The sequence below is a fragment of the Tannerella forsythia 92A2 genome (assembly GCF_000238215.1).
GTDB classification, from domain to species: domain Bacteria; phylum Bacteroidota; class Bacteroidia; order Bacteroidales; family Tannerellaceae; genus Tannerella; species Tannerella forsythia.
Genome location: NC_016610.1, coordinates 1,223,055 through 1,244,894, shown reverse-complemented (window position 1 = coordinate 1,244,894; position 21,840 = coordinate 1,223,055). Strand labels below are relative to the sequence as shown.

23 protein-coding genes and 2 pseudogenes are annotated in these 21,840 nt (G+C 45.3%); 6 read left to right on the top strand and 19 right to left on the bottom strand.

All coding sequences use genetic code 11. From position 1 onward, the window contains the following. Nucleotides 1-5 precede the first annotated feature (5 nt). Nucleotides 6-353 carry a nucleotide pyrophosphohydrolase gene (locus BFO_RS05020; protein ID WP_041591140.1) on the bottom strand — a complete coding sequence of 116 codons (348 nt, stop codon included), beginning with the start codon at nucleotides 351-353 and terminating at the stop codon, nucleotides 6-8. Beyond that, the gene (locus BFO_RS05015) at nucleotides 337-1,890 is read right to left on the bottom strand and encodes a sulfatase (RefSeq protein WP_014224561.1); all 1,554 of its coding nucleotides are present in this window, start codon (nucleotides 1,888-1,890) and stop codon (nucleotides 337-339) included. The genes BFO_RS05020 and BFO_RS05015 overlap by 17 nt, the downstream gene beginning before the upstream one ends. Nucleotides 1,891-1,967: 77 nt before the next feature. On the opposite strand from BFO_RS05015, the gene BFO_RS05010 reads away from it, so the two are divergent. Then, nucleotides 1,968-2,357 carry a rhodanese-like domain-containing protein gene (locus tag BFO_RS05010; RefSeq protein ID WP_041590692.1) on the top strand — a complete coding sequence of 130 codons (390 nt, stop codon included), beginning with the start codon at nucleotides 1,968-1,970 and terminating at the stop codon, nucleotides 2,355-2,357. Nucleotides 2,358-2,385: 28 nt separating this feature from the next. Here BFO_RS05010 and BFO_RS16605 read toward each other — a convergent pair. The 7 genes and pseudogenes from BFO_RS16605 to BFO_RS04990 all read right to left on the bottom strand — a co-directional run. Next, nucleotides 2,386-2,490: pseudogene (locus BFO_RS16605) on the bottom strand (aspartate-semialdehyde dehydrogenase); the annotation flags it as partial. Next, a complete protein-coding gene (locus BFO_RS05005; protein ID WP_041590691.1) occupies nucleotides 2,491-2,787 on the bottom strand; it encodes an S-adenosylmethionine:tRNA ribosyltransferase-isomerase in 297 nt (98 codons plus the stop codon). It lies immediately after the preceding pseudogene. Nucleotides 2,788-2,982: 195 nt separating this feature from the next. Next, nucleotides 2,983-3,684: a LuxR C-terminal-related transcriptional regulator gene (locus BFO_RS14380; RefSeq protein ID WP_157755295.1), complete on the bottom strand. Its 702-nt coding sequence runs from the start codon at nucleotides 3,682-3,684 to the stop codon at nucleotides 2,983-2,985. A 218-nt stretch (nucleotides 3,685-3,902) separates the two neighbouring features. Then, the gene (locus BFO_RS04995) at nucleotides 3,903-5,441 is read right to left on the bottom strand and encodes a YcaO-like family protein (RefSeq protein ID WP_140230624.1); all 1,539 of its coding nucleotides are present in this window, start codon (nucleotides 5,439-5,441) and stop codon (nucleotides 3,903-3,905) included. 14 nt (nucleotides 5,442-5,455) lie between these two features. Further along, nucleotides 5,456-5,746, bottom strand: coding sequence for a hypothetical protein (locus tag BFO_RS15535; protein ID WP_143596089.1), 291 nt, complete (start codon nucleotides 5,744-5,746; stop codon nucleotides 5,456-5,458). Nucleotides 5,747-5,812: 66 nt separating this feature from the next. Then, nucleotides 5,813-6,004 carry a hypothetical protein gene (locus BFO_RS15530; protein ID WP_140230623.1) on the bottom strand — a complete coding sequence of 64 codons (192 nt, stop codon included), beginning with the start codon at nucleotides 6,002-6,004 and terminating at the stop codon, nucleotides 5,813-5,815. A 12-nt stretch (nucleotides 6,005-6,016) separates the two neighbouring features. Continuing rightward, nucleotides 6,017-6,457, bottom strand: coding sequence for a hypothetical protein (locus BFO_RS04990; protein ID WP_157755294.1), 441 nt, complete (start codon nucleotides 6,455-6,457; stop codon nucleotides 6,017-6,019). A gap of 375 nt (nucleotides 6,458-6,832) precedes the next feature. Here BFO_RS04990 and BFO_RS04985 point away from each other — a divergent pair, with 375 nt between their 5' ends. After that, a complete protein-coding gene (locus BFO_RS04985) occupies nucleotides 6,833-7,768 on the top strand; it encodes an IS1595 family transposase (protein WP_014224553.1) in 936 nt (311 codons plus the stop codon). On the opposite strand, the gene BFO_RS16600 is transcribed toward BFO_RS04985, so the two are convergent. From BFO_RS16600 to BFO_RS16595, 3 genes and pseudogenes are all read right to left on the bottom strand, one after another. After that, on the bottom strand, nucleotides 7,735-7,989 hold the full coding sequence (locus BFO_RS16600; protein WP_157755293.1) for a glycosyltransferase: 255 nt from the start codon (nucleotides 7,987-7,989) through the stop codon (nucleotides 7,735-7,737). The genes BFO_RS04985 and BFO_RS16600 overlap by 34 nt on opposite strands. Beyond that, on the bottom strand, nucleotides 7,986-10,004 hold the full coding sequence (locus BFO_RS04980) for a TonB-dependent receptor domain-containing protein (RefSeq protein WP_236684396.1): 2,019 nt from the start codon (nucleotides 10,002-10,004) through the stop codon (nucleotides 7,986-7,988). Before BFO_RS04980 ends, BFO_RS16600 begins: the two co-directional genes overlap by 4 nt. Nucleotides 10,005-10,025: 21 nt before the next feature. Beyond that, nucleotides 10,026-10,307, bottom strand: a pseudogene (locus BFO_RS16595) (carboxypeptidase-like regulatory domain-containing protein); the annotation flags it as partial. Nucleotides 10,308-10,571: 264 nt separating this feature from the next. Between BFO_RS16595 and BFO_RS04975 the strand changes: the two are divergent. Next, nucleotides 10,572-10,805 (top strand): rhodanese-like domain-containing protein, encoded by a 234-nt coding sequence (locus tag BFO_RS04975; protein ID WP_014224551.1) that lies wholly within the window; start codon nucleotides 10,572-10,574, stop codon nucleotides 10,803-10,805. 27 nt (nucleotides 10,806-10,832) lie between these two features. On the opposite strand, the gene BFO_RS04970 is transcribed toward BFO_RS04975, so the two are convergent. After that, a complete protein-coding gene (locus BFO_RS04970; protein WP_014224550.1) occupies nucleotides 10,833-11,843 on the bottom strand; it encodes an aspartate-semialdehyde dehydrogenase in 1,011 nt (336 codons plus the stop codon). Between the two features lie 167 nt (nucleotides 11,844-12,010). On the opposite strand from BFO_RS04970, the gene BFO_RS04965 reads away from it, so the two are divergent. Beyond that, the gene (locus BFO_RS04965) at nucleotides 12,011-13,432 is read left to right on the top strand and encodes a lamin tail domain-containing protein (protein WP_157755292.1); all 1,422 of its coding nucleotides are present in this window, start codon (nucleotides 12,011-12,013) and stop codon (nucleotides 13,430-13,432) included. Here the strand turns inward: BFO_RS04965 and dusB are convergent. The 5 genes from dusB to BFO_RS04940 all read right to left on the bottom strand — a co-directional run bounded on the left by dusB (nucleotide 13,426) and on the right by BFO_RS04940 (nucleotide 17,860). After that, nucleotides 13,426-14,430 (bottom strand): tRNA dihydrouridine synthase DusB, encoded by a 1,005-nt coding sequence (dusB, locus tag BFO_RS04960; RefSeq protein WP_041590686.1) that lies wholly within the window; start codon nucleotides 14,428-14,430, stop codon nucleotides 13,426-13,428. The genes BFO_RS04965 and dusB overlap by 7 nt on opposite strands. A gap of 86 nt (nucleotides 14,431-14,516) precedes the next feature. Next, nucleotides 14,517-15,251: an RDD family protein gene (locus BFO_RS04955; RefSeq protein WP_014224547.1), complete on the bottom strand. Its 735-nt coding sequence runs from the start codon at nucleotides 15,249-15,251 to the stop codon at nucleotides 14,517-14,519. 27 nt (nucleotides 15,252-15,278) lie between these two features. After that, nucleotides 15,279-15,632 carry an EamA family transporter gene (locus BFO_RS04950; protein ID WP_041590685.1) on the bottom strand — a complete coding sequence of 118 codons (354 nt, stop codon included), beginning with the start codon at nucleotides 15,630-15,632 and terminating at the stop codon, nucleotides 15,279-15,281. Beyond that, a complete protein-coding gene (locus tag BFO_RS04945) occupies nucleotides 15,626-16,654 on the bottom strand; it encodes a beta-ketoacyl synthase chain length factor (RefSeq protein WP_014224545.1) in 1,029 nt (342 codons plus the stop codon). The genes BFO_RS04950 and BFO_RS04945 overlap by 7 nt, the downstream gene beginning before the upstream one ends. A gap of 6 nt (nucleotides 16,655-16,660) precedes the next feature. Beyond that, complete coding sequence (locus BFO_RS04940; RefSeq protein ID WP_014224544.1) at nucleotides 16,661-17,860, bottom strand: beta-ketoacyl-[acyl-carrier-protein] synthase family protein; 1,200 nt, start codon at nucleotides 17,858-17,860, stop codon at nucleotides 16,661-16,663. A 341-nt stretch (nucleotides 17,861-18,201) separates the two neighbouring features. Here BFO_RS04940 and ahcY point away from each other — a divergent pair, with 341 nt between their 5' ends. Together ahcY and BFO_RS04930 are read left to right on the top strand one after the other, a co-directional pair. Continuing rightward, nucleotides 18,202-19,620, top strand: coding sequence for an adenosylhomocysteinase (gene ahcY, locus BFO_RS04935; RefSeq protein ID WP_014224542.1), 1,419 nt, complete (start codon nucleotides 18,202-18,204; stop codon nucleotides 19,618-19,620). Nucleotides 19,621-19,738: 118 nt separating this feature from the next. Next, nucleotides 19,739-20,002, top strand: coding sequence for a tetratricopeptide repeat protein (locus BFO_RS04930; RefSeq protein WP_041591137.1), 264 nt, complete (start codon nucleotides 19,739-19,741; stop codon nucleotides 20,000-20,002). Nucleotide 20,003: 1 nt separating this feature from the next. Here BFO_RS04930 and BFO_RS04925 read toward each other — a convergent pair whose 3' ends face one another. Beyond that, entirely contained in the window at nucleotides 20,004-21,818 is a 1,815-nt protein-coding gene (locus BFO_RS04925) for a TonB-dependent receptor (protein WP_244262947.1), read from the bottom strand. Nucleotides 21,819-21,840: the final 22 nt, after the last annotated feature.

Sequence of the window (21,840 nt, the reverse complement as noted above, 5' to 3'; positions counted from 1 at the left end):
TTATGTTATTCTTTTAGTTTTTGATTGTTCTTATGTCGTTCGGAGTCTCGTTCCGTTTTTTTGCACAGGTTTCTTTCGAAAGCATCCGTCAGGTCGACGCCCGTCTGATTAGCCAGACAGGCAAGCACCCATAACACATCGGCCATCTCATCGGCCAGATGACGCGTCTTGTCACTCTCTTTAAACGATTGATCGCCATACTTACGGGCGATGATACGAGCAACTTCGCCGACTTCTTCCGCCAGGATCGCCATATTGGTCAACTCGCTGAAGTAACGTACGCCGTACATCTTGATCCAGTCGTCTACCCGCTGCTGGAGGTCTCTTAGAGTTAAATTATTTTCGCTTTTCATTTTTTTCATCGGGCCAGGGACACGGTTTATCGGTGGCCTTGAACGACGGACGTTGGGCATCGACGCTGCGTAGATAGGTGCCGAGCTTTGCTGATAAGTCTGCGACACGTTCCGGATAAGAGGCGGATTGTTCGTGGTTTTCGCCGATATCTTCGGATATATTAAACAGCTCCTTCTTGCCGGTTTCATAGAAATAAATGAGTTTCCAGTCTCCTTCGCGAATGGTACATGAGGGACCTACTCCGGGGCCGCTTCCGTCCCACAGATTCGGGCAGTTCCAGAAAAGTGCTCGGCCGTCGGAAGGATTTTCGCCTTTTCCGGTGAGGAGGGGGATGAAGCTTCGTCCGTCGATGGGCTGTACGATTTTATCGTTCTTTATTCCGGCCATTTCAAGAATGGAGGGAAAGAAATCTTCGATGATAACGTAATCATTGCAACGGGTTTGAGGCTTCACCTGCCCGGGCCATGAGACGATCATGGGTTCGCGTATCCCGCCTTCGTAAGCGGAACCTTTCCCGCTTTTGAGAGGAGCGTTGTGGGTATGCAGCGTACCGCCCCGCCATTTCGATCCGCAACTGAAGCCACCGTTGTCACTCATAAAAAGGATGATGGTCCGGTCGGCTTCGCCATGCGCTTCGACCCAGTCCATCAGATCGCCGAGGCTCTTGTCCATCCCTTCGATCAGGGCGGCATAGGCCGCCTCTCTGGGATCCATTCCTTTGTCGAGATATTTGGCATAGAAGCGCATGTCTTTATCGACGGGGATATGGATGGCGTAGTGTGCCATATAAAGGAAGAAGGGCTGTCCGTATTGCTTCGCCTTGTCGAGGGCGCGGATGGCTTCGAGCGTAAGCGCCTCGGTCGCGAAGATGTCCTTGCCGTGATATTTTTCGAGTCCCGGGATGGCAAAGGGCGATTGCGCACCGCCATCGGTACGGTTTCCGAAGTTCTGTTCGCCGAGGTAACTGGCCAGGCCTCCCGCGGCATGTCCCGCAATGTTGACTTCGAAGCCGAAATGTGCGGGGTTTTCGCCCGGCGTATTAATGGCGCCGAAGTGTGCCTTTCCGCAATGAATGGTATGGTATCCGTGCTCTTTGAGCAACTGTACGAACGAGGTCGTACAGTAAGTTTGTTCGATACCCGGCACTTGGCAGATTCCGTTCACATTCCATTGCGGAAAAGTAAGGGCATCACTTTGGGCATCGGTCGATTGGTCGCGATGGAGCGTCCAATTCGTCACCCGGTGTCGTGCCGCGTTGGCTCCGGTGAGCAGGCTGCATCGCGTGGGCGAACTGATGGCTGAGGCATAAGCCTGCGTGAACATCATCCCTTGTCGTGCAAGGCGTTCCATATTCGGCGTTTCGTACGTCTCGTTAAACGGCGTACGCTGTGTCCAGAAAGGCAGTGAGGTATCCTGCCAGCCCATATCATCGACCATAAACAAAATGATATTCGGACGACGAACGGTATCCTGTGTTTCCGCTCCCTGTGTGACAACCGGAAGCAGGGCAAACGGAATGAGACATGTTGTTTTCATTGTTATCATGCGTATACGGGCAAAGGTAGCGACATTTTCCGGTTTTTCGTTATCTTTGCCACCCTATTTTTTGCATTATGACGAAATTTATTACAGTTATATCATTGTTTGTTGCGCTTTGCTGTACGAAGAAAGCAAGCGGAGGAGATTTTACATCGTATTCAGTCGCTGAGTTCGATGCTTTGCTGAAAGGGAATAAGTCGATTCAGTTGGTAGACGTTCGTCGTCCCGACGAATTTAAGGCCGGACACATCGAAGGAGCGATCCTGATCGATGTCACGGAAAAAGACTTTCTGGCGAAGGCCGACTCGTTGCTCGACAAGTCGCGGCCTGTGGCGGTATATTGCCGGAGCGGTAGGCGTAGCCGAAGAGCGGCCGAGATGTTAGTCGAAAAAGGCTATACGGTTCATAATTTGAACGAAGGCTATCATGAATGGCGTCTTTATCAGGAGGGGAAAAAACCATGAGGATTTCCCCTCCTCTTTTTTTTCGATCTTAGCCGAGGCCTCCGGCTTTGAGCAGGTATTCGGCAATCTGTACCGCGTTCAGAGCCGCTCCCTTTTTGATCTGGTCGCTGACCGCCCAGAACGTTAATCCGTGTCATGTCCTGAAAAAGGTCGACAGTTGGACGGCTCTCTCTCCAAGAGATAGCGTACGTGTGCCGTCTTTCCACTTCTTGAGATTTCCAATGAGGCAATGCCAACTACACAGCTTCGTTTGTCGAAATATCTGCGCATAGTCGGCCGGTTCGGCCGGTTCGAGGTAAAAGATTTCGATCTGTGCTCCCGTCGTTTTATGAAAGAACAATCTTGCTCGTATGACACGCGTATTGCTGAAGACAAGCAGGTCATCAGGTGAACATTCGTCAGGAAACAGGTTGGAAACTGTTTCGCACATCTATCCGCCACGATAAACAAGCAGCTTCGTCGCGTTGCGGTAACGAGTATCGGGCAATTCATTCGTCGGGGAACAGATTCAGAATGCAAAATCAATTCATTTCACATGCAATATTTTTTTACGCAAAAATCATTATAGGTAAATATACGTATATCCACTAAAATTATTGATACAAGGGGAAAGCTTGTTGAATATTTATAGCAGATGATAATTAATAGCGCGAAGAATCGCTTTAGATATATTATTGACTTTAAGCCGGATAAACAGCTCGCGCTTACGAAACTTTAATAATGGTGTGGAAATATGTAGCATTTTTGCGATTTCCTGTTCTTGAACCCCTTGTGCTGACAATAAGATAATTTTTTTTTCTAAGTTAGACAAGATTATTCCTTTTTTCTCTGTCCATTTTCGTTCATTCTCGGAATATTTCCAATAAACAGAACTTCCACTTTTACTGATGCGAATGTGACCAATAGTATTATGGGAAGATAAAGAAAAGCTACCCAGTAGCCAATGCACATTTCCTGTATCAGTTAGCTGAATTGGAGTAAGTCGATGGCAAACAAGATTAGAAGAATTATAGCTTTTCAGATAGAAATTGTAGGAGAGAATATATTGTCTATATTCTTCGGTGGACAAGCATTTGAAAAAGTTGATTGCTGCAGTATTCGCATCATGAATCCACCCAGTACTTCCGCATACGATTTGTTCAAGGAAGATATTGTATGTCAATTCAAAAACCTTCAAAGCTCCACACTTATTCAGCAAAATTTCACATGCAGGTGAGATATACAAAGCTCTGTCACTTTGATAATCAAACATATATATCGCTTGATGCGAATGCATGGAACTATATTGAATCCCATCAAAAAAGGCATCTAATATTTCTTGTCTCATAGCCAAGGATGATCTCATAGTTATTAGGAGTTATTTTTGTTTAATAGAAAGGAATGACTTTGTTCCAGCGGTTGACATCTGATTCTCAAAGAACATAGGTGCATATAGAAAAACAACTAACTAATAATCAGCAATGTGTCGAAATTAATATTTCAGTACAGATGAAAATATTCCATTGTTTTTTAGGAATTTATCCATTGCAACAAAGTCATTAAAAGTTAAGAATGAAATATGGATGCAAGTTTAATTTGTTGTATAGGATTTTCTTTACAATACCGTTCCATCTCTTTCTCTATTCTCAATATAGGTAATAACGCCGTAGAAGAATCAAATTGTTCAGGTGTAAAATCAAATCCTTTAGGGAAGTTATGATATTGGAACACTAACTCAGGATTAGAAAAATCAGAAAATAATTCTGAGGTTAAATCTTCTGAATACTTTAGATCAAGCATTATTTTTATATCTGTAGGATCAATATTCTTAATATGATATAAATCTACGAAATCACGGATAGCATAATAATATTGATATATCAATGTGTGTTTTTCCGATAAAAAAATGTCAAGATAATACAATGCCTTTTCAAAATCTTTTAAATAGAAATTCAACATAAAGCCTAATAGTTCAAGGTCAAGATCTGTAAGATCAGGATCAATACAATAAATATAATTCTTAGTATAACTTTTATTTTGGGCTTTTATAATGTTATACTCTTCATTAACAATCTCTGCTAATAAGGTTATTGTATTAATGTGTTTATTTCCCAAGTATCTTATTTGGTCAAGACTTTCGGATTTATGCAGGCGCTCTAATTTAGGAGTTGTCATATCTATTTGACTCATGCCAGGAATTACAATATAATAGGTCGGAAACCCCAATATGGAATTGTCACGAATATAGATATTGCACCCATTCTTTTTGATTAATTTTTTTGCAATTTTAATGTCTTTTTCATTCGACTGCCCATATTCGATATCGAATTTTATGAATTTATATGACTCGGATTTATGAAATATAGTAACAGGCCAAAAGCCACTACCATTTACAAAGATTTTCTCAAGATTTATTAATGCCGAATCCGGACCATTCAAATTATTAATTTCTTCAAATGTATAATATTTCAGAGGGATACTTTTAAATGTTTGTGAGCCTTGATGTAATTCATTAAGGCATCGCTCCAAAGCTATTTCAGCAACGAAATCAGAAGCAATTTTGAAATTGTATAATTGCTTTTGTTTGTCAATAATAATAACTCCGATTACAGGCAATTTTTTCCCTAAAGAACAATCTTTGATAATTAATTCAAATCCTTTGTCTTTTGTTAGATAGTTGATTTTGTTATAAATAGATTTTCCCTCAAAATATTCAAAAGGAATTGTAGGAGGGGTTAAGCCTTTATTGTATATTTCCGAAATCGCATATCGTTCAAATATCTCACATAAACTTTGTAAAATAGCTTCTTCTGGAGTATTGCCAGATGCCATACCATTTGATCCAGTAGCAAACAAACACAATTCAACAGGAAGGTATACCTCTTTGTTTTCTTCAACAGCATAAAAAGGAACACAGATGAACTTTTTATTACCAAATCTTTTTTGTAGACTTTTTGAGAAATCGTCTATATCCTTGTAGTTAAACAGCTTGCATAGTTCTTTTCCATATTTTGACACCAAAGTGTCAGGGCTCATGTATAATTCATTTGAATCATAGTAGTGATCAAATATGAGACCTTCACTAGACAAACGTTGAATATACACATCAGAAACTTTTTCTATTTCAAAGAATTGATGCGTCGCAAAACGTCTACCAAATAGAAGCAGTTGTTTTGAAGCCTCTCCATGAATTCAGCATAACCACTAGCAAGGGAGTATTCAAAAGATCTTCCTTTCCCATTCGAACCGATATTCAGTGATGATATGTCAGAATTTCCAATAGAAATCCGACAAGAGTGAAATTGATTGTTACCAAAATACTCTTCTCGTGTCAGAATACCGATATCATTCAAAATAGATTTGATAGAACCAACTGTTTTATAAGGAGATACGACTTTGTATTTTTTCATTGTTATAAAAATTAGAAAAGAAAATGAGAGGGACTGAAGCAGTCTCAGCCCTCTCTCAGAATTAAGTTAAAATACCGATGATGGTGGTGGGGTTACTATAACTTCTTCGAGGGTTTGACCTTCATAAGTTGACCCAGACTCATCAGTGCGAGCTGAAGGAAAATTTTGGAATTTTCCACCTTTGATTGATCCCATTGAATCAATCTCAATCGATTCTTCCAGAATCCAATTGCCAAGTTTTTGACTTTTTGTTCTCATAATGAATTTGAATTAAAATATGCCTACTCTTAGCTTTTCGGCTTCCGCTATCTCATTTAATTGAATTACCTTATTATTTATTTGATAAAACTTGGCTTTATTATCAGCCGTAAAAATCTTATCAAGCCATGTTTTATTATCACTTACATATTTATAAACTTCATATAGGATATTTGATGGTAATTTCTCTTTCTTAGAGAATGAGAGTGCTTCATTTTTTCCCAGGAACAAGCAAATAAGCAATAATTTGTTATATGTATAATCAAGTTCGGAAAGAGAATATGGAACATCCGTCTTATCTCGAAACATATGCCCAAATGAAATTGTTTTAATTAAACTGCAGCCTTCTCCATACAACCAAGATTTAAGACTTATAAGCTGTTCATCATATCCATAGCTTTTAAGCCCATCGGCATCCATGGATTTCAAGCCAATAATTGCGTGAAAAAGCATAAGAAGCCCCTAAAAGACAAGGAATATCATATATATAATCTTTGAGGGATAGATCAACTTTATTCCACTTGGCACCCATTGTTTGCATGTCTATATATGCGCCAAAACTTGTTGGAGTAGAGGATATAATTTCTCCCACTTTATTTATCGGTAGTGTCTGGCAGCAAAAGAGAGTTCTTGGATACATAGAAAGCAAGTGCAGAATTATATCTGCCCAATCGGTTTGATATATTCGCATATGGGCATCTAAAATAATTATATAAGGTGTCCTGCTTAGGCTAACTCCAATATTTCTTGATTCTGCGACTCCTTTTCTTTTTTAATGAATCTCCGCATATTTACCCAAAATGGCTATCTTTGCAAAAAAATAAGGCAATGACACTGATCGATTTTCTAACTCACTTTCCGGACGAGGAAAGTTGCAAGCAAAAGTTTAAGGCCTATCGCGACCAGGTTGGCGTGATTTGCCCCAAATGTGGCGGGAGTTCTCATTACTGGAAAAAGGATAAGGAACAATACGAGTGTAAACACTGTAAAACGCGCATCACGCTCAAGAGTGGCACCGTTATGCACAAATCGAAACTTCCATTTCGCTACTGGTTTATAGCCATGCATTTGCTCACGTCAACGAAAAAGACCTTTTCGGCCAAAGAGATTCAGCGCCAATTGGGTCATAATCGTTACCATCCCATTTGGCACATGGTTCACAAACTTCGCCAAGTCATGGGTAGAAGAGACGATGAGTATGTACTGGCAGGACGCATTGAACTGGACGAAGGTTATTTTTCTACAGAAACCCCCGAAGCGGAAAAAGATAAGCCCTTGAAACGGGGACGTGGCAGCCAAAGAAAAAGCAAAGTGTTGGTTATGGCGGAAAGTGAAATGGTTGCATCGCCCGCAAGGGGTCAAAAACCCCGCAGTGTCGGCTATTTGAAAATGAAAGTAATCGATGACTTGAAGAAAGAAACGATCAATAAGGCGGTTAAGGAGTTAGCCTCAGGTGTACAGGAAGTTGACACGGATCATTCTACCTCTTATGTGGAATTGAAAGACTTTGTACCTAGACACAACTCTCAGGTGATTCCCAAAGAGAAGGTGGGGGAAGCCTTGCCCTGGGTTCATATCGCCATCAGCAATGCCAAGAGACAGTTGATAAATACATTCCATGACATCAAGCCCGAATTCCTGCAAAATTATCTCGATGAATTCTGTTATAAGTTTAATCGAAGATACTGCGAAGAAGCTCTCTTTGGAAGATTGCTCGTAGCTTGCGTAACCTATAAAAATGAATTTAGGTATAAATACGGATAATCATATCTTTTTTTATTGGTATAGATCGAAGCGTTGTATTTGGAAGCAATATGATTATAATCAAACTTGTCATCAGAAGCATCATTGACTAAAAGAATATCAACAAGTCTCTCGTCTGAAGAGACTCTTAGGCTTTCTAGCGTCTCTTTTACCTCTCTTCCCTCATTACAGAATGTTATAACAATGGAAAGCTTTTTATTTGTTATTCTGTTATTCGTCATAGCCCTAACCTTGACGTTTCTATATTCTCTCTGTTACGCGCTTTAAATGCGCCGAACGTATATTTAACGGATAATGAGACAAACCGCGTATCATTGTCCATATTCAACTTATAATACTGCCCTCCCTCATCGACTCTGACTCCTTGTCTGCGTCCCTTCAGCAGGTCTTCACTATTCAGATGGATGTCCCATTTTTTTGCAGGTTTCCAGAGTATTCCAACTGACAAGTCATATATTGGGTCGATAGTATAAATGCCTTGAATCGCTTTACTGATAAAATACCCGTTTATCTGCATGGACAAAGTTTTGCTTATATTCAGCGTATTATTCAGTCGGATTTGGCCGGCCCATATGTGCCTGTCGAATGAAACATGAGTAATCTGGCCTTTGTCAATAACGTTGAAGCCCGAAAGTATTACTCTGGATGAAAGGTGTTTGCCGATCATGAATGGTGTGATGATGAGAAAACCGTACGTATCACGATAATCTAAATTCGATACACGGTACACGGCTTGTAACTGGTCGGGACTTTGAACAAGGGTCTGCCTGATATTTCGAGCACTCCGTGTTCCGAACAATTGGAAAATATATTTGCTTCTGAAGATATACACTGTGCGAAACATATAATCGTCCGATGGTTTCAACTGTGGATTACCGGCAATCGACACATAGCTACTGCGGTAAGTCGTTGTTGGGGTTTGTTGCCAATACGAGGGATAACGCTTCTCGTTCGAAAATGATAGTTGAAGGACATGAGTGGGGCTAAATCGCCAAGTGAATCCCAAAGTAGGATACCATGTATTCCTATTCCACAAGATTTTTTCGTCGGGATTAGTCATTGCTTTGTGATGTTGGCAGCTAATTCCGGCAGACAGAGTTCCTTTCTTCAGAAAAGAATATGACCAATCATTGAAAATTTCGAGTATTATTTCGCTCTGGGTCTGGTTTATATTTTCAATGGAAATGCGGTCGCGTTCTGTTGTATTCGTGTTTTCCGCACAACTTATTAGGGCTCTTACGCCATAAGTAAGCGACGCGTTTCGGAACAGTTTCGATTTGTTGGTCAGATAAAAATTCGATTGGTGTACCGATTGAAATGCTCTGCCGTTTATAGTGTACATCTGCTGCCCTCTGTTAGACTGTTGTTGGGTGTTTCTCTGCTTATAAATAAGAAAATCACCTCCTGCAGAGAGTGTACTGAGCATATAGTCGGCAGAGACGACGTGTAGATAACTATTTCCCGACAAATCGTTGTCGCTGTGAGTCATTCCTACGTTTTCAATTGCAACGGCACCCTTTCTGTGGGAATCTGTACGGTTTATAGATGTATAATAAGACAGGTCTAAGGTGTGTTTGGTCGAAAAGGAATGAAACAGTGCACACCGTATACGGTGTGCATGATTAAAGCTCTCTCCTTTGTTGTCCTGCTCAATTATGAATGTTGCGGGGGATGATGTCCCTTCAGTCAGCGTATGGACGGAATACAAGTCTTCTTTTGTGTAATTACCTTTTCGACGAAATTCATAGTTTATATCAATACTTGTTTTTTCTCTCGAAAAAACGAGGGAAGCACCGGCAGAAGGGGATAGCTTGTAGGATTGAGATATGCTGGAATAAAATTCTCCTCGACATCCTTTCTCTTCAGAGGAACGATCTAAAACAACATTGACGGATGCTCCCCGAACGCCGAACGAAGTAGGAGTCACGTATAATATTTCAATGCTTTTCACTCGGTTAGCAGGCATCGATTTTAACATCTGTTTGATTTGCTCTGCAGACATGGAGCTTTTTTTTCCGTTGATAATGATTGAAGTCGAAGGAGCACCAATAATCGAAATACGATCCCCCGATTTATCTAATCCTGGCACCTCTCCAAGCAGGTCGAAGGCGTTTGTCACAGGTTTATTCTTTACAAGCGTTTGTACAGGGAAACTTAATCGGCCATCAATGACTCTCACCTGAGGCGTTTCGGCTTTTACGATAACTTCATCCAGCAAAAGATTGTCTTCTTCCATAAGATAGATGCGCTCCCTTTCGGCAATATAGGGATAATGGACGGTTTTATATCCTACGGATGAAAGTCTTAACATATACGGTTTATCCGGCTCCATGTCTGTGATTTGAAAGTGTCCCGTTGAATCCGCAACGCCGCCCTTAACGAAAAGAGAGTCTCCGGCAGACAATACGCTGACGTTTGCGTAAGGAATAGGGAAACCTTTCCGGTCTATCACAATGCCCGAAATTTGCCCTTGTATGTAATTTATCCAATAAGGAATGATAAAAAGAAGCAAACTCACTAATGTAATTCGTATATTCATCTATCCAACTACTACAAACGTTTTAAGTGCAAAGGTGTGGAACCTTTGTGAACAGCCTACTATTTTTTGTATAATTATTTTCGGCATTATTAAGTTGCTATAGTTTTTGAAAATACCAGAAGCGTTAATCTTCCTATAGTCAATATATTGACGTTCTAAAAAGAATAAAACCTATACTTTTAACAACACCTTATACTTTAGTCCCAAAAATGATTTGTTGAAGTAGGTAGCACATCAGGATATTTCCACGAGTATTTGTCGAAAATGTTTAAGGCCGGACACATCGAAGGAGCGATCCTGATCGATGTCACGGAAAAAGACTTTCTGGCGAAGGCCGACTCGTTGCTCGACAAGTCGCGGCCTGTGGCGGTATATTGCCGGAGCGGTAGGCGTAGCCGAAGAGCGGCCGAGATGTTAGTCGAAAAAGGCTATACGGTTCATAATTTGAACGAAGGCTATCATGAATGGCGTCTTTATCAGGAGGGGAAAAAAACATGAGGATTTCCCCTCCTCTTTTTTTTGATCTTAGCCGAGGCCTCCGGCTTTGAGCAGGTATTCGGCAATCTGTACCGCGTTCAGAGCCGCTCCCTTTTTGATCTGGTCGCTGACCGCCCAGAACGTTAATCCGTTCGGATGGGCAAGGTCTTTGCGGATACGGCCTACGTAAACAGGGTCTTTCCCGGCTACGAAGAGCGGCATCGGATAATCTTTCTTAGCCGGATCATCCTGCAAGATGACCCCTTCGGCTCGTGCGAACGCTTCTTTTGCCTCTTCGACCGAGACGGGACGCTCTGTCTCTACCCAGATTGCTTCGCTGTGCGCACGCATCACCGGAACACGTATGCACGTTGCACTCACCTCAATGTCGGAATGCATGATTTTGCGAGTCTCGCCGTACATCTTCATCTCCTCCTTCGTGTAGCCGTTTTCGGTGAATACGTCGATTTGCGGAATCAGATTGTAAGCAAGTTGATAGGCAAATTTTTCGACCGTCGGTTCTTCACCTTTGAGAAGCTGCGCATACTGTTTTATCAGCTCGTCCATCGCAGCCGCTCCCGCTCCGCTGGCAGCCTGATACGTTGCCACATGCACACGTTTGATATGCGAGAGTTTTTCGATCACGTTCAACGCAACAACCATCTGAATCGTCGAACAGTTCGGGTTTGCGATGATTCCTTTAGGGCGTGTCAGCGCATCTTCGGGATTGATTTCGGGTACGACCAGAGGGACGTCTTCATCCATCCGGAAAGTACTTGAATTGTCGATCATCACCGTGCCGTGTTTCGTGATGGTTTCGGCATATTCCATAGAAGTACCGCCTCCGGCCGAAGTAAAAGCCACATCGATGCTTTTGAAATCGTCATTGTGTTTCAGTTCTTTGACGATATACGGTTTCCCTCGAAACGTATATTCACGTCCTGCGCTACGCGACGAACCGAACAGTACCAGCTCGTCCATCAGGAAATTTCTCTCTTCGAACACACGAAGGAACTCCTGTCCCACCGCACCGCTTACTCCAACAATTGCTACTTTCATCTTTATTCGTTGTGTATAGAAAGATATGGAATGTTTACTATTTTCGTTGTATATTTGTAACAGAAATCTTCAAATACGGCTGCAAAGATAGAAAAACAAATGCGGCAAACGGTATCCGCCTTACATTTTTCATCCGTTGCAGCCAGAGAAACAAGGAGGGAAGTACAATGAAACACATGATGCTACTCATCAGTTTGATACTTATGCCGGTCTTCTTGCGGGCACAAACGTCTGATCCATCAAAGCCGGGCGATGTATTGCTGAACGAAGTGATGGCCAATCCGAAAGGACTGACGGCATTGCCGGAAACAGAATATATCGAAATCTACAATGCTTCGGACAAAACTCTTTCACTGAAGGGATGGGCTTTTATCTACGATAGAACGACGGTTGCCCTGCCCGATGTTATGCTACCTGCCGGCAGGTATGCAGTGCTTTATCACGAAGGGCGGGAGATCGTGATCCCTTCTGAGGCACTGGGGATAGGTTTAAAGAAGTTCCCTGCGAATCTGGCCAATGGCGGTAAGCATATCGCCTTAAAAAACTCGGATGGGCTTATGATTCACGCCTACGACTACCCGAAAGCCGTAGCCGGAAAATCGCACGAACGCGGGTCGGATAGTACGTGGCATCTCTGTACCGACCCGCGAGGAGGTACGCCGGGTACGGTTAATTCGTCACCTGCTTCACCACCCGAGCCTACGCCTCCTCAACCGCCAGTCCCTCCGGCCCAACCTGATCCGACGCCTGAAGAGCCGATAAAAATCGAGCCCGGTGAAATCGTCGTGAATGAGATTTTATTCGATCCATTCGTCGGCGGAAGCGAATTCATCGAGCTCTATAATCGTTCGGGACGGATATTGCCGGTAAACAGCCTTACTTTTGCGATCCGAAAGGCAAACGGTGAAATCGGTACGCGATACCCTCTGACATCGGTCAAAGACTCTCTTGCGGCCGACGAATATCTCGTCCTGACCTCAAGTCGTAGTGGTGTGATCGAGTTTTATACGACTCCTTTTCCCGAACGGATCCATGAACTCAAATTACCTGTCCTGCATAACAGTGAAGCCACGATCGTTCTGTTGCGAAAGTTCGACTCTCTCATTATCGACAAGGTCGCTTACTCATCGAAGTGGCATGATGCGGCGATCAGACATATGAAAGGTGTGTCGTTGGAGCGTATCCGTCCCGACGGAGCGTCGGAAGAGGCTTCGAACTGGACTTCGGCGGCTTCGGAAGCAGGCTACGCGACGCCCGGCTACAGAAATTCACAGTTCAGGGATACACAGGCCGACTATTCGTTTTCCATCCAACCTCCCGAATATCTCCATACTACCGACCGTTACGTTATATCTTACCGAACGGATGAAACGGGTTATCGTTGCCGGATCGAGGTGTATACACCCAATGGGAAGAGAATGGCGGAAATAGCAAACAACCAGTTGCTAACGCCTAACGGCGAAATCTCGTGGGATGGTACAGGAACAGACGGAAGCCGCCTGTCGTCTGGTGTATATATCTTTTTTGCCGAGCTTTATCACGCCGACGGCAACCGCCGGCGTGTCAAAAAAGCCTTTCTGGTTCACTGATCCGCCGTGGGGTGCTTATCGCGGATGATCTCCTCGACTCCGTCCATGATTTCGAAAAGTTCCGCCACGGTCTCGGCACGCAACATGGCTACCCGTGTCGATTTGAAATCGGGGATGCCTTTAAACAGAGGGGTTACGGCCAGATGTCGACGGATATGAAGGATGCCGCGCCGTTCGTCGAGCCGTTCCACACTTTGTCGCACCTGTCGTTTCAGGATATTGAGATACCATACGAACGACTCAGGGCGGAGCGATTCTCCTGTCTGTAAAAAATGTTTTACTTCGCGGAAAATCCACGGTTGTCCGATACTCGCACGTCCGATCATTATACCGTCTACCCCGTAACACTCAAAGGCTTCTTTACACCGTTTGGCCGATGTGATGTCGCCGTTACCGATAATGGGGATATGCATGCGTGGGTTTTCTTTTACGGCGCCGATGAGCGTCCAGTCGGCCTCGCCGGTGTACATTTGTGCACGTGTGCGTCCGTGGATCGTGAGGGCTGCAATGCCGCAGTCCTGCAACTGCTCGGCCAGTTCGACGATAATGCGATGATCGGCATCCCAGCCAAGACGCGTCTTTACCGTTACGGGAATATTTACGGCTTTCACTACGGCACGTGTTATCTCAAGCATCAGCGGGAGGTTGCGTAACATCCCGGCCCCGGCCCCTTTATTCGCCACTTTCTTGACCGGGCAACCGAAATTGATGTCGAGCATGTCAGGATGTGCTGCTTCGCAAATTTGTGCCGCTTCAACCATAGGCATCACTTCCCGGCCGTAGATTTGTATTGCCACGGGACGCTCTTCGTCCGAAACTTTGAGTTTCTCTTCCGTCTTGCTTACCTGACGGATTAATGCATCGCTCGATACAAATTCGGTATAGACCATGTCCGCCCCGAATTGCTTACACATCAGACGAAACGAAATGTCTGTCACATCTTCCATCGGTGCCAGCATGACCGGCCGTTCTCCCAAATCTATTGTTCCGATTTTCACCTTTTCTTTCTTAAATGGTTGTAAAAGTAATGATTTTAATGTCTCCAAATAAAGCGGATCACAGAATAGGAGTTCGTCATCATCAATCAGATTTCTTCCAGTGTGTAATATTGGTAATCGCGCATGAGAGTGCGGAGGAAATGCTCGTCCGGGATTGTTGTTTCAATCTTCAGAAAACTGCGGGCCTGTAACGCTAATTGATGAATGCGCTGCGAGCGTTTGTTTGTCTTGTCCGATAAGGTTTCAGCGATCAGATTCATTTGTTCGAGCGAAAGATGTTCGGCCTGCGGGAAGATCGGATGATAGTCTTCCGTCAAATGACGAAGTTCGTGAAAGATAAGCTGTATCCCTCGAAAATCGTTTTCTTTGACCACGAGGGTTCCGCCGGCAAGATCGCCGAATCGTTGGTTGTTACGGGTCAGAATCATCGGGATCAGTCCGATGCACGACATATACAGATCGATGATCAGCATCACCCAACGCAGCAAGTAGGCAGAAAATGAAGGGGGGCTTCCATCTCTCATCACGACACGTATGCCTGCGAATCGTTTTCCGGGCGATTGCCCTCGATTGAAAACTTCCCAAAGGAGCGAATAACACAGGGCAGGCAGAAAACATACGACTATCATGATCGCCAGCACGAGGTCTATTTCTTTTTTTTCTGTGAGATTGATATAAATACCACAGAGCACGGAGATCAATAAAACGTAAGCAAACAGCAAAAGAGAGTCAATCGTCCGCGCCAAAACCCTGTGTCCGACGCTGGCCGGTTCCTGGTCAATCCGTACATATGAATTCGTGATAATACTCGAGTATGCCATTCGTTCGATTGTTTGTTCTTCTTTTCTTTATCTGGTCAACAGCACAACTCCTCCCATAATCAGTAAAACACCCATCCACCGTGTGAAAGGGACAGTTTCGTGAAAAAAGAAAATGGCTGCCAACGTGCCGAAGATATAGCTGATGCTGATCAGAGGATAGGCTAAGGACAGTTCGTAATGTTTCAGTATGTAAAACCAGATGAATGACGCCACAACCATCGACAATCCCGAAGCGAGAAGCTGCCAGCTGAACATGGCTTGACGAAAGAACTTCCAAGTCCACGAGAAAGTCCCGATTTCGGCCATCGCACATTTCAGGAAGATTTGTCCCGCTACAAGAAACAGGCATTGAACGGTTGAGCAGCAGAGTAGCTTCAGCATGATGACAAAAGAATGAAAGAATGAGCTTTATTGTTGTAATGGTTATAGACGAGAATCCTCTTGAGGTCGGGCAGAGCTTTCGTACGCCCGCAAAGCAGGTGTGACGGTACTTCCCGACGATGCAGGCAAGTGGCAGCCACATATACGCCCAATGCGGACGAAGAAAACGATTCGCCGAAGAGGTGTTTGTATTGCATTGTCGGACAGTGTTCGAAAAGGTGTGCCATCACATCGTGATACACCGCATCGTTTTGTCGGTGCGTATTGAGACCCGTCAATACGGCATCGATCTCCGTCGGTTCACAACCGGCCCCGGAAAGCAATCTGTCGAGCGTTCCGCGCATCTGTACAGGTGTCGGACGATACATCAACTCTACGCCGTCGATCCGGCAGAGCGTACGAGCACCTTTCTCGTTGCCGAGCAACATGCTGACAGCTGTTTCGCCGGCAAAGCATTTTCCGGGTTCGAAGTCCCACTTCCCGAGACGGTCGAAGAAGCGATAATAATGCTCCGTCAGTTCATCGTATCCGCCGACCAGCACCGTCTCGACTTTTCCTCTCCCGAATTGCAGGAGAGCATCAAGCAAGGCTTGATCGAACGACGTACCGCGATGCACATACGTATTATTATACCCGTGACATTTCAGATCAATGGCAATCGTCGCGCTCAGGATATTGTGTGTCGATTGCATGAAAAAGGTGGGCTGGAGCAATTGTTCGTTGTTCTCCATGATGGAGAGGAGAAACTGCTCCGTGTTTGCGATACATCCGAGTCCTGTGCCGCTGATGATGGCATCGGGCCTTTCGACGTCCGCATCCTTGAGCGTTAGACGAGACACGACGACCGCACGCTTGAGGAGCGTACACATACGGCGCGACATCAGGGGAGAAAGATAATCGGAGAATTGCGGGTCGAGTGTAGGCACATACTTCTTGCCGTATGCTATGGGATGGTCAAACCACTCGTCGGAGAGAGGTTGTTGCACAGAGATTTGCCGGGCTGATTGAAGATAGACAGACATGAGCGGTTAGCTTTTGGATAAGATGATCGCGGAGTCGTTGCCTCCGAAGCCGAACGAGTTGGAGAGCACGTGATGCAAGGGACGTTGCGGCTCCGGGTTCGTTATCGGTACGAAACTGTGCTCTTTGATTTGATTGCGGAAATTCAGGTTTACCGGCAGGAAGTTGTGCTCGAGGGCTAACAGGGAAACGATAGCTTCGATGCTTCCGGCTGCACTTGTCGTATGTCCGATATAAGCCTTGACCGATGAAATCGGTGGTATCCGTTCGCCGAAGAGGCGCATGACGGCCAATCCTTCGGTCAAATCGTTATTGGGAGTACCTGTGCCGTGCGCATTGAGGTGACCGATGTCTTCGGGCTTTACTCCCGCATCGTCTATCGCTCCTTTCATCGCCAAGTATGCTCCGAGACCGTCGGACGACGAGGCTGTCGGATGATATGCGTCGCAAGCATTGCCGTAACCCGATATTTTACCGATAGGCTTCACTCCCCGACACAGCGCCGTTTCTGCCGACTCGAGCACGAGATATCCAGCGCCTTCTCCCAGATTAATCCCTGCCCGGTCACGATCGAACGGCCGACAAACCTCATGATCGAGGATCATTAGCGTATTGAAGCCATTCACATGATAGCGCGAGAGGCATTCGCATCCGCCGGCTACGACGACATCGGCCCGTCCATCGCGAATCAGGTCACATCCCATCATCAGCGTATTCGCTGACGAAGAGCAAGCCGTCACAACCGTCGAAACCATACCGAAGCATCCGAAGTAATCGGCAATTTGCTCGGTACATGAGCCGCAATCGTTCAGTTCGATATAAATATTTTTAGAATCGTTCGTGAGAAAATCGGTGTAGTATCGCTCCGCTTTGTCCATCCCTCCAACGGTGATCCCCGAAAGAAAAGCGATGCGCAACGCTGCAGAACGATTGATCCGTGCCTGTTCCATTGCTTCGCGCACAGCCGGAATGGCTAACAACGACGAGCGTATAAATGCGTCTGAAGGCATCAACTGCGACATCTCACGCAACTCATTATCGGTAAACTTCACTTCACCCACAGGCAACCCGGTATGCGTCGTTTGCAGGTATCGTACGGGATCAACTCCGGTACGCCGGTTCATTAACGCGTCGAGTGTCTCCGCCTTACCGATCCCGATAGCCGAAACAATCCCCGCACCGGTGATGTAAATTTCTTTCCTCTCCATAAGCGGATTTATGACTTCATAACCTGATGCCTTGTCATTCTATTACATAAAAAAACACGGCAAAGATACGAAAAGATACGAAAACTCCGGGAGGAGAGGAAAACAGCTTTCCCGTCTCTTCGTCAATTTGCACAGAAAACCAATCTCGGAAAAATTGTCAATGGTTAATGGTTATTCCATGATATCCGGCAAAAAAACGCTAACCATTGACAACGAACAATAAAAAAACAGCCCTGAAAGGGTGCCTTAATTCAGTCCAATATGTAGCGAAGCGGAGCGTTGGGGAAAAAGCATATCCAAAATTTTCATACCTTTGCGCCATAAAATCATACAAGAAAGTTATGGCAAAGGAAACAACGAACACGCTGCCCTATAAAGTGGCAGACATTACACTGGCGGATTTCGGACGCAAGGAAATCGAAATCGCCGAACACGAAATGCCGGGGCTGATGGCGCTGCGCAAAAAATATGCGGATAAGAAACCGCTTCAAGGTGCACGCATCACCGGATCGCTGCACATGACCATTCAGACCGCCGTTCTGATCGAGACACTCGTAGACCTTGGCGCCGATGTACGCTGGGCAAGTTGTAACATCTTCTCTACGCAAGACCATGCGGCAGCGGCTATCGCCAAGGCCGGCGTGCCCGTATTTGCGTGGAAAGGCGAAACGCTTGAAGAATATTGGTGGTGTACTGATCAGGCGCTACGTTTCCCCGACGGTAAAGGCCCGAACCTCATTGTCGACGACGGAGGAGACGCCTCGCTGCTCTTCCATCAGGGATATGCGGCCGAAAACGATCCCCGGATCCTTAAACGCAAAGCAGCCAATCACGAGGAACAAGTGATTCTGAACCTCCTCGAAAGTATCCATAAGGAAAACCCGCAACGCTGGCACAATATGCTTAAGGAAATGAAAGGCGTATCGGAAGAAACAACAACCGGTGTACATCGTCTCTATCAGATGATGGAGCGCGGCGAACTGCTCGTGCCTGCTATCAATGTAAACGACTCGGTAACGAAATCGAAGTTTGACAATCTATACGGCTGCCGCGAGTCGCTGGCCGACGGGATTAAGCGCGCTACCGATGTGATGATTGCCGGAAAGGTCGTGGTAGTAGCCGGCTACGGCGATGTAGGCAAAGGCTGCGCTCATTCGATGCGTTCGTATGGGGCCCGTGTGATCGTAACGGAGATAGACCCCATCTGTGCACTACAGGCTTCGATGGAAGGCTTTGAAGTAACAACCATGGAAGAAGGTATAAAAGAAGGCGATATCTTTGTAACCACAACCGGTAACTGCGATGTCATCACCATCGACCACATGAAGGCGATGAAAGATCAGGCGATCGTTTGCAACATCGGACACTTCGACAATGAGATTCAAGTCGAAAAACTGATGACATTCCCCGGTATCAAGCATCAAAATATCAAACCTCAGGTCGACAAATACACTTTCCCCGACGGGCATTCGATTTTCCTGTTGGCCGAAGGCCGTCTTGTCAACCTCGGCTGTGCAACCGGACATCCCTCCTTCGTAATGAGTAACTCGTTTACGAACCAGACATTGGCACAGATCGATCTCTGGCAAAAGAAGTACGAAGTTGGCGTTTACTGTCTACCGAAACACCTCGACGAAGAAGTGGCACGGCTGCATCTCGAGCGGGTCGGCGTCAAACTCACGAAACTCACCCAAAAACAAGCCGATTATATCGGCGTTCCGGTAAACGGGCCGTTCAAGTCGGACATCTACCGGTATTGATATACAATCGAACGGCGCTGCTCCCACTTCAGAGACAGCGCCGTTTTTATCTTTATACGATTTTTACAGCGGATGATCTTCCCGTTCACAAACAAGTCCCTATCTTTGCTGCATGAACATGAACGAGATAAAACAACTCATCCGTGAAGGCCAAACTGCCGACGCTATCCGCCGGCTTGATGCCTACCTGACCGACCATCCCGAGTCGGACGAAGCCTTTTTCTTACGTGGCAATGCCTATCGTAAGCAGGGCAACAGCCGCGAAGCATTAAATAACTATTTAGCAGCGATGGAACTGAACCCTGACAGTCCTGCCCATCGCGCATATCAGAGCGAGATCGAAATCCTCGATTTCTTCGACAGGAATCTGTATAATCAGTGAATCAGAAATTGAGGTTGACACCCGCCAGCACATGAAACTGCTGAGTAGGGTAAGCATACCATAGTTCCTGCTGACTGTTCAACATATTATTCACCTTTATATAAGCGCCGAACGTATCGTTGAAGTTATACGTTGCCGTAAGATTCAGATCGTTGATGTTCGACAGCTTAATTTCTTTCTGATGGAACAGCGTATAACGATTCGCACCTAAATAATATCCCAATGCCAGCGTTAGCGGACGGAACGGACGGACGACAAGATCGGCATGAAGTTCCAACTCGGGGCGTCCGTAAGCCCTTTTATAACCATTCCCTTTGCCGGAGAGCCACGTATTGCCATCTCCGTCGCGCAATGACCAGTTATGGTACACGCCTTTGATCGAGGCATCAACCCATTTCTGATAGGCATACTTCAACGACGCACCGACGCGAAACAGCGAAGCGTCCGGCTGATAAGCGAAGCTGTAATTCCCAAAATCGTGCTTGGCTCCGACATAATTAGCCGGAACGAAAAACACCTCATTTTCCGTAATTTTGTAACCACCGAAGAATTCCATCCACATGTTCGAAACGAAGCCGCTTCGGATGCCCAACTCCAAATCTAACCATGTACGCGACGGTTTCACCATTAACCCATGATCCGTATAACGGTTCAGTTGTGAGATCGAACGCGCATCGTTCATTCCAATACCGCCTCCGGCATAGAGGTATAGCACCGTCTTATCCGCTATCTTTCCTTCGGCCGAGATATTCGGCGACAGAAAAAGTTTGGACGAATCGCCGGTAATGAGCATCACGTTGGCTCCTAACTGTAACTTCCAGTTATCATCTGCGTAACGGTAATAAGGCGTCACGGTGATTTGGGCGTGATTTTGATAGCCGAAGGCAAGGGTATCACCTCCCTTATTGTTCGAAGGATACGTATAGTTGAAATAGTTCAGCTTACCGGCAAGACCTACCCGTTGAGTGTTATTACTGAAACGTGAGCTAAAGCCCAGTTGAAGAGTGAATCGATTTTCACGTATGCCATCCACGTCGACGGTATGTCCGTATTTTTGTCCGAAGCGCTGATATTCAATATTGAGCAGATAGCCAAGCAAGGCGTCTTCTTTCGATCGGATGCCAACGTATGCGTTCATGGTTTGGTTTACCTGATTCTTCTCGCGATCAGCGGGGTAACTCTGTGGTAGCAGCAGATTGTTGCTCGGTTGTTGGATTCGGTAGAGCGAGTCTAAGGGGAAACCATAATAGTTAAACCCTATGTAGCCATATTTCCCTCCGAGGCGCAACGTGCCAAAGTCGAAATGATGATGAAAATGGATTCCTCCGAGGTTATCATTGAGCTTGGCTTTTTGTTTCATGCCGCTTCCATCGTAGTCTTTTAGCTTGCTACTCGTCGAACGGTGGGAAAAGAAAACATTCAGGAAATCCGTCCGGTTATTTAAAAGATGATAGCCGAAATCTCCTTCTACATTCATGTTCATTCCCGTACCGAGACGAAGATACCCGCGACGTTTGTTGTAAGGGATGGCCGTCATGATTTTACCCGAAGGAAGCACGACGATCTCCTTTTCCGGATCGGCCGGCAGGGTGAACGGTGAATATTCGATCGTATGCTTCGGCTCTTTCGGCTCTTTCAGGTCGGGGAGGCGATTGACCTTATTCGCATCTTGTACACTCGGATCATATTCGCGTTCGAGCGTCATTTCACGGTTCAATTTCGTTTCCTTTTCCTGAGCCGCAAGCGTCAGACTGCTACTTAATAAAACAGCTGCGATCGATATCCGTATTTGGTTCTTCGTTGTCATCTTCTTCATTTTTTTCATTGACATTTCGACT